This window comes from Streptomyces griseoruber, from assembly GCF_001514205.1.
Lineage (GTDB): Bacteria > Actinomycetota > Actinomycetes > Streptomycetales > Streptomycetaceae > Streptomyces > Streptomyces griseoruber.
The window spans coordinates 214,214-220,558 of the sequence record NZ_KQ948782.1; the positions used below are offsets into that span (position 1 = coordinate 214,214).

Consider the following 6,345-nt stretch of genomic DNA (forward strand, 5'->3'; position numbering starts at 1 on the left):
ACAGCCGACGACCGCACCACAAGGACCACCGGGGCCGACCCGCGGGCAGACCCGGTGCCCGACCGGCCGGGCCCGGCGGCGACGTCCGGGAGTCAGGCGGACTGCGGGGACGCCTGCGCGGCAGGAGCGGCCGGGTCGGGCGCGGTGTAGAACACGGACGTGCCCTGCTTGGTGCGCTGGGCCTGGCTCTTGGCCACCAGACCCTCCAGCGTCGTACGCACCACGGTCGTCCTGACCGTCCGCTCGGGATGCCGCTCGCCCAGCGCGACCGCGATCTCGGCAGCCGAGCGGGGTTCGTCCTGGCCGGCGAGGTGCTCCCGTACGAGGTCCACCAGCGTGGGCGGAGCCGGCTCGGGGGAGGGCGCGGCGGTGGCGGTCTTCCTGCCCGTGCGCTTGCGGGCCTTCACCTTCCCGGCCGCGCCCGGCGCCGCGGCCGTCTGCTTACGGGGAGCGGGCACCGACCGGGCCGGTTCGACAGGAGATGCCTCGGGCGCCGCGGGGATGCCGAGGGCCTGCTGGATGTTCACCAGGACGGTGTGATCGTGCCGCAGGGCGGCCAGCTTCTCGTGCAGCGCCTCGATCTCACCGCTGAGGCGTTCCTGCTCCTTGAGGTTGCGTTCCAGGTCGCCGGCCACCTGGGCGCCGTACTGGGAAGTCAACTCGGTGGTACGGGTGGTGGTTTCGGACATGACGCTCACACCCTTCCTCGGTGCCGCCGCCGATGAGCGGCGACCCCATGACATGCGCGAAGTCGCGTAGCGATAGTACGGAAGACCGCTGTGCCGCCGTCGTACGTTCACCCGCGTCCTCGCCCGAGGAGCGGGCGCGCCGTCAGTCGCCGCCGGGGTGTCTGGGCAGCGCGCGGTGGGCGTGCCAGGCCTCGCGGGCCTGGGCGCGGGTGCCGGCCGGGTTCCGGCGGTGCCAGGTGCTGGTGAAGCGGTTGTACTCGAACTGCTCCTCGATCTCTCGGGGCCGGGCCGCGTCCGGGCGGGTCGCGTGCCAGTGGGCGACCGCGTCCGCCAGGGTCCGCCCGGGGCCGCGGGCGATGAAGTCGCGCATGAAGGCGTCGAAGTGGAAGCCGGGGCCGATCGCTTCGAGGAAGTACCTCCGCAGGACCTGGCTGCACCGCTGCCCGGCCGGGATCACGGTGTCGCCGTCGACGGGTCCGGTCAACTGCGTGCTCGCCGGGCGGCGGCGGGCCGGGGCGGCGGGCAGGGGCAGGCCGTCCAGCGCCGCGGCGAGCCGGGCGGTGAGGGCCGCCTTGCCGCCGTGGCGCGCGACGCCCATGGTGCGGGCGAGGCCGGTGAGCTCGTCCAGGGTCCAGTACCAGCGCAGCAGCTCGGCGCCGGTGAGGCCGGCCGTCAGCGGTGGCCTGGACTCGGCGGCCGTCGCACTGGTGTTCTGGTTGTCGTTCATGCCGCCATTCTGCCGGGCCGCGCGCCACGGGCCGCGGCGGCCTTCCGGAACAGCGGCCGGGGCCTCACCCGGGTGTGCTGTGGTCCGGGAGGAGAGGGTCCGGGAGGAGAGTGTCCAGGAGGAGAGGGTCGGGCAGGTCGGCGGCGGGGAGGCATGCTCAGGAGGGTGTGGACGACTCCGGCGAGACCCGCCATCAGGCTGGGGGAGAAGGCTTCGCGGGCCAGGCCGCCGGTGGGACCGTGTCGTTCGAGCGCGATCCGCCGGCCCACGACGCGATACCCGCCGGCCAGCCGCTCCAGGTAGCCGTCCTCCGGCTCCGGCTCCGGCTCCGGCTCCCGCTCGCTGACCGGCCGCCGCGGCGTCGCCCTCGACGTCACCACCGACCGCCGTCTGCGTGATGCGGCGAAGGGCTGGGCCGGGCGGATCCGGTACATGGCCGGGCCGGCGCGGAACGACCTGGGACTGGGCGCCAGTCCTCGTCCGCCCCGACGGCATCGTCGCCCGGGAGGGCGAGGGCGACGTCGACCGGGACGCGTTCGAGCGGGCCGCAGGGCACTGGTTCGGCGGTCCGGCAGAGTGAGCGGCGTCGCCGGCCCGCTCCGGCCTCCTGCCGGAATGAGCAAGCGCTTAGTAGCATGGTGCGGGAGAGACGGCGGACCACGGAGGGAAGGCACACCGGTGTCGGAAGCAGAGGCTTTCTACGAGCGGGAGACCCAGGACCGGTTCCTCCCCACCCCCTCCACCCGAGGGCCGTGGGACGCCGACTCCCAGCACGCCGGCCCGCCCGCCGCGCTGCTCGGCCTGGCCGTAGAGCGGCGGCCCGGGGCCCGGCCGGATCTGCGGGTCGCCCGGCTCACGTACGAGATCATGCGCCCGGTCCCGATCCGGCCGCTGACCGTGGCCGTGCGCGTGCTGCGCTCGGGACGCAGTACCGAACTGGTCGAGGCCGTCCTCACGCCCGACGGCGGCGCGGACGTGATGCGCGTGACGGCTCTGCTCCTGAAGACGGCGCCGCAGTCGGTCCCCGAGGTGTCACCGGGCCCCCAGGTGCCCGGCCCGGCGAGCGCGCCCGCGAAGCCGTTCTTCCCCGTCCCGTGGGACCGCGGCTACCACACCGCCATGGAGGTGCGCTTCGCGGCGGGTTCCTTCCTGGAGCCCGGCCCGGCGCAGGCGTGGATGCGCATGCGGGTGCCCCTGGTGGCGGGCGAGGAGATCACACCGCTCAGCAGGGTGCTGATCGCCGCAGACTCGGGCAACGGCGTCAGCGCCGAGCTGGACTTCCACCGGTACGTCTTCATCAACACCGACCTCACCGTCAGCATGCATCGCCATCCCGACGGAGAGTGGGTCTGCCTGGACGCCCGGACGATGGTCGACGGCGCCGGCATCGGCCTCGCCGAGTCCGCCCTGCACGACGAGAAGGGCCCCCTCGGCCGGAGCACCCAGAGCCTGTACGTGGCACCGCGCGGCTGAGCCGGCGAGCGGATCGGTGCGCGTTCAGACGGAAAACGAGTGCCGGGTTCCCTCGTGTCTTCATGGTTTATCCCTGCCGGGATATTCCTTGCCGCACCGCATGAGCGAACGGAATTGAACGCATCCGAACGCAACCACGGCGGTGTGCTTCTTCGCTTCCCGGAATGCCTGTGGAGCCCGGTGGAACCCCCGGGCCCCCGCCCGCACGGGCCGACGCGATTCCCCTGTTTCTTCGTGGCCAAACCATGATCACGATGTCGTTATCGGATCGTCATGTCACGCCTTCGGTGGGCGGTGAGGCCGACGCTGCTGCATGCGGGCGCTCGCGTTACGATTGTCCGATCTTCGACTGAAAGTGCAGACAGGAGTGTTGCACCGGCCGTTCCCTTCCCGCCCGCGACACATCCTTGCCACGACGGCGCAACACGGGCTCCGGGGGTGCATGCCTCGCCGCGCTGTGCATGTGTGACCGTACCGAACCGGTCCACCGAACGAAGCTACGCGCGATGACCGAACCCGCCCTACGGGGGCACCGCAGTATTTCCCCGCTGACCCCGACCGTCGTTGACTCCCCGCACACGGCCGACCTAATGTCGCCGACAGCGGCGCAGAAAAAGAATGGAAATATTCGTCGCAGCGGCTTTCTGCTCTGCCTTCCGCTGTCGAAGCAATAGTTCCGCGTTGACGTTCAGGAGAGGAATTCCATGCTCCCCTACGCCGACAGGTCGGCATTGGTCAGTGGCCTTCCCGAAGCATCGCGCAATAGTCGCCGTGGCGACCGGCGGCACAGCGCCCCGCACCACGTCACCTGCATGGCGAGTCTGGACGCCGGCCTCAAGATAGAAGCGGCGAACGCCGACTTCTTCCGTCATGTCGCCCGCTCCTCCACGGAGATCTGCGGACGCAGCATCTACGACGTCCTGCATCCGAGCGCCCGCAACATCCTGCCCAAGCACTTCACCCACCTCTCGAACGGCAACGGCAGCCGCTTCGTCGAGCGAGTGGTCGCCATGCGCGGGCACGACCGTGTCTTCTCCGCGGAGATCACCGGCATAGCCGTCAAGGGGGAGGGGGACGACCTGTCAGGTGTCGTCGTCCTGATGAGCCCGGAGGACGAGCCGGCCGAGGCAGCGGAGCGCCCCGCCAAACCGACGCCGGTGCTCACCGCCCTGGACGCCCGCATCCTGGAGGGCGTTGCCACCGGAGCCTCGACCATCCAGCTCGCCTCGCGCCTCTACCTCAGCCGGCAGGGCGTGGAGTACCACGTCGGTCTGATGCTGCGCCGCTTCAAGGCCCCCAACCGCGCCGCGCTCGTCTCCCGCGCCTACTCGATGGGAGTCCTCACGGTCGGCAGCTGGCCGCCCCGTGCCGTGCCCGAGTACGTGAAGTGACCCTGCGGCACCACCTGCCGCCACCGGACTCCCCAGGCCCGCCGGGGGAGTCCGGCGCTTTTCGGCCGCGGCCCCGGTGACGTCACCGAGGCCCCGCCCGCACACTCAGCGGCGGTGACCGCCGATCCCCTCGTCGTCGGCGTCCTGCCACGGCAGATGCTGATACGGGCCGTCGCTGATCCGTACGACCTCCCGCCCACGCCTGCTCCGGTACAGCGCCGACGAGCGAACTCCGGCGCCGGTGACATCCTCCATGTCCAGCTGGAACCGGTCGAGATCGTTCATCAGTCTGCGGACGTACGGCGAATCACCGTCGGCCAGCCGCAGCGACTCCAGGCTGCCACGAAGCTTGATCAGGGCACCGCGCAGGTCCGTGAGTTCCGCGTTCGTCATGGATATACCTCCGCCTCCTCCGGACCGGCCAAAGCTCCGTCGCGCACGCCGACCCGAGACCCGGACACATCACCGCCCCCGGGCGGTGTTGCCTCATTGAGGGGGGAGAACCCCGACGAACGCAACACCCGACGCCGTGCCCCGGGCCATGTCTGGGCGTTTCCCGAAACACACCTCCCCGAGGCCGCCCCCGGCACGCCACGGCCCGGCATGAATCTAGGGGCCGCCCTAGTCCCTGCGCCCCTAGCGTGAGTAGCCCGGCGTCCCGCGATCCGCTGTCCGACCCCTGCCCGGCCGACGCGGGCCGCCGGCCATGCCGTGCGCCGCACGCATGCCGTACCCGACGTCTGCGGTCCACACGGGCTGGGCCAACAAGCTGGTGGAGTGGAATGAGCGAGTCAGAATGCACACGGTACGGGCTCAACGCCACGCCCCAGCGGGCCATCGCCGTGGTCGGCCTGGCCTGCCGTCTGCCCGGCGCGCCCGACCCCGACGGCTTGTGGCGCCTGCTGCGCAACGGTGACAGCGCCGTGCGTCCGGCTCCCGCCGATCGCCCGTGGCTCACCTTCGCGTCCGCCGAGGACACGTCCGGGGACGGCGTACCCCGCCAGGGCGGATTCCTCGACGAGGTCGACCGCTTCGACGCAGGCTTCTTCGGTGTCTCGCCACGTGAGGCGGACGCCATGGACCCCCAGCAGCGCCTCGTCCTCGAACTCGCCTGGGAAGCCCTGGAGGACTCCCGCATCCTGCCCGAACACCTCCGCTCCACCAGCGCGGGCGTGTTCATCGGGGCCGCCCACGACGACTACGCCACCCTGCTGCACGCGCTCGGACCCGAAGCGGTCACCCACCAGTCCTTCACCGGCACGCACCGCGCCCTCGTCGCCAACAGGGTCTCCTACCTGCTCGGCCTGCGCGGCCCCAGCCTCACCCTCGACTCGGCGCAGTCGTCCTCACTCGTCGCCGTCCACCTCGCCTGCGAAAGCCTGCGCAGCGGCGACAGCGACCTCGCCCTCGCGGGCGGCGTGAACCTGCAACTCGCCCCGGAGAGCAGCCTCTACCCCCACCGCTTCGGCGCGCTCTCACCCGACGGCCGTTGCTACGCCTTCGACGCCCGCGCCAACGGGTTCGTCCGTGGCGAGGGCGGCGGCCTCGTCGTACTGAAGCCGCTCGACCGGGCCCTCGCCGACGGCGACCCCATCCGCGCCGTCATCCGCGGCAGCGCCGTCAACAACGACGGTGGTGGTGACACGCTCACCGCTCCCGACCCGCGCGCCCAGGAAGACGTCATCCGCCGCGCCCTGCGCAACGCCGGGACCGCCCCGCACGACATCCAGTACGTCGAACTCCACGGAACCGGGACACCGGTCGGCGACCCGGTCGAGGCAGCCGCCCTCGGCGCGGCCCTTGGCGAGGGAAGGCCCTCCGACGAGCCACTGCGCGTGGGCTCCCTCAAGACCAACGTGGGCCACCTCGAGGGCGCGGCGGGAATCGCCGGCCTCGTCAAGACGGTCCTGGCACTCCAGCACCGCGAACTTCCGCCCAGCCTCAACTACCGGACGACCAACCCCGACATCCCTCTCGACGCCCTGCGCCTCCGCGTGCAGAACACCAACGGCCCCTGGCCCCGCCCCGACACGCCCCTCATCGCCGGGGTGAGTGCCTTCGGCAT

At 71.7% G+C, this 6,345-nt stretch carries 7 protein-coding genes; 4 read left to right on the forward strand and 3 right to left on the reverse strand.

Going from position 1 to position 6,345, the window contains the following annotated elements:
• Positions 1–92: 92 nt before the first annotated feature.
• Together AQJ64_RS38555 and AQJ64_RS38560 are read right to left on the reverse strand one after the other, a co-directional pair.
• Positions 93–689: a hypothetical protein gene (locus tag AQJ64_RS38555; protein ID WP_055635553.1), complete on the reverse strand. Its 597-nt coding sequence runs from the start codon at positions 687–689 to the stop codon at positions 93–95.
• Positions 690–831: 142 nt separating this feature from the next.
• Positions 832–1,416: a DUF6434 domain-containing protein gene (locus AQJ64_RS38560; RefSeq protein ID WP_059203385.1), complete on the reverse strand. Its 585-nt coding sequence runs from the start codon at positions 1,414–1,416 to the stop codon at positions 832–834.
• Positions 1,417–1,813: 397 nt separating this feature from the next.
• On the opposite strand from AQJ64_RS38560, the gene AQJ64_RS51410 reads away from it, so the two are divergent.
• From AQJ64_RS51410 to AQJ64_RS38570, 3 genes are all read left to right on the forward strand, one after another.
• Positions 1,814–1,996: an aromatic-ring hydroxylase C-terminal domain-containing protein gene (locus AQJ64_RS51410; protein ID WP_206189698.1), complete on the forward strand. Its 183-nt coding sequence runs from the start codon at positions 1,814–1,816 to the stop codon at positions 1,994–1,996.
• Between the two features lie 98 nt (positions 1,997–2,094).
• Positions 2,095–2,889, forward strand: a complete 795-nt coding sequence (locus tag AQJ64_RS38565) for a thioesterase family protein (RefSeq protein ID WP_055634123.1) — start codon at positions 2,095–2,097, stop codon at positions 2,887–2,889.
• 812 nt (positions 2,890–3,701) lie between these two features.
• On the forward strand, positions 3,702–4,280 hold the full coding sequence (locus AQJ64_RS38570; RefSeq protein WP_055634124.1) for a helix-turn-helix transcriptional regulator: 579 nt from the start codon (positions 3,702–3,704) through the stop codon (positions 4,278–4,280).
• A 105-nt stretch (positions 4,281–4,385) separates the two neighbouring features.
• Here AQJ64_RS38570 and AQJ64_RS38575 read toward each other — a convergent pair whose 3' ends face one another.
• On the reverse strand, positions 4,386–4,673 hold the full coding sequence (locus tag AQJ64_RS38575; RefSeq protein WP_055634125.1) for a hypothetical protein: 288 nt from the start codon (positions 4,671–4,673) through the stop codon (positions 4,386–4,388).
• Positions 4,674–5,062: 389 nt separating this feature from the next.
• Here AQJ64_RS38575 and AQJ64_RS38580 point away from each other — a divergent pair.
• The coding region (locus AQJ64_RS38580; RefSeq protein ID WP_169809756.1) for a beta-ketoacyl [acyl carrier protein] synthase domain-containing protein at positions 5,063–6,345 on the forward strand (1,283 nt) is incomplete at its 3' end.

Bases quoted from the DNA above. Each gene is read 5' to 3' on its own strand.
- AQJ64_RS38570 (WP_055634124.1), top strand. From the start codon at position 3,702: ATGGCGAGTCTGGACGCCGGCCTCAAGATAGAAGCGGCGAACGCCGAC.
- AQJ64_RS38555 (WP_055635553.1), bottom strand. From the start codon at position 689: ATGTCCGAAACCACCACCCGTACCACCGAGTTGACTTCCCAGTACGGC.
- AQJ64_RS51410 (WP_206189698.1), top strand. From the start codon at position 1,814: ATGCGGCGAAGGGCTGGGCCGGGCGGATCCGGTACATGGCCGGGCCGG.
- AQJ64_RS38575 (WP_055634125.1), bottom strand. From the start codon at position 4,673: ATGACGAACGCGGAACTCACGGACCTGCGCGGTGCCCTGATCAAGCTT.
- AQJ64_RS38560 (WP_059203385.1), bottom strand. From the start codon at position 1,416: ATGAACGACAACCAGAACACCAGTGCGACGGCCGCCGAGTCCAGGCCA.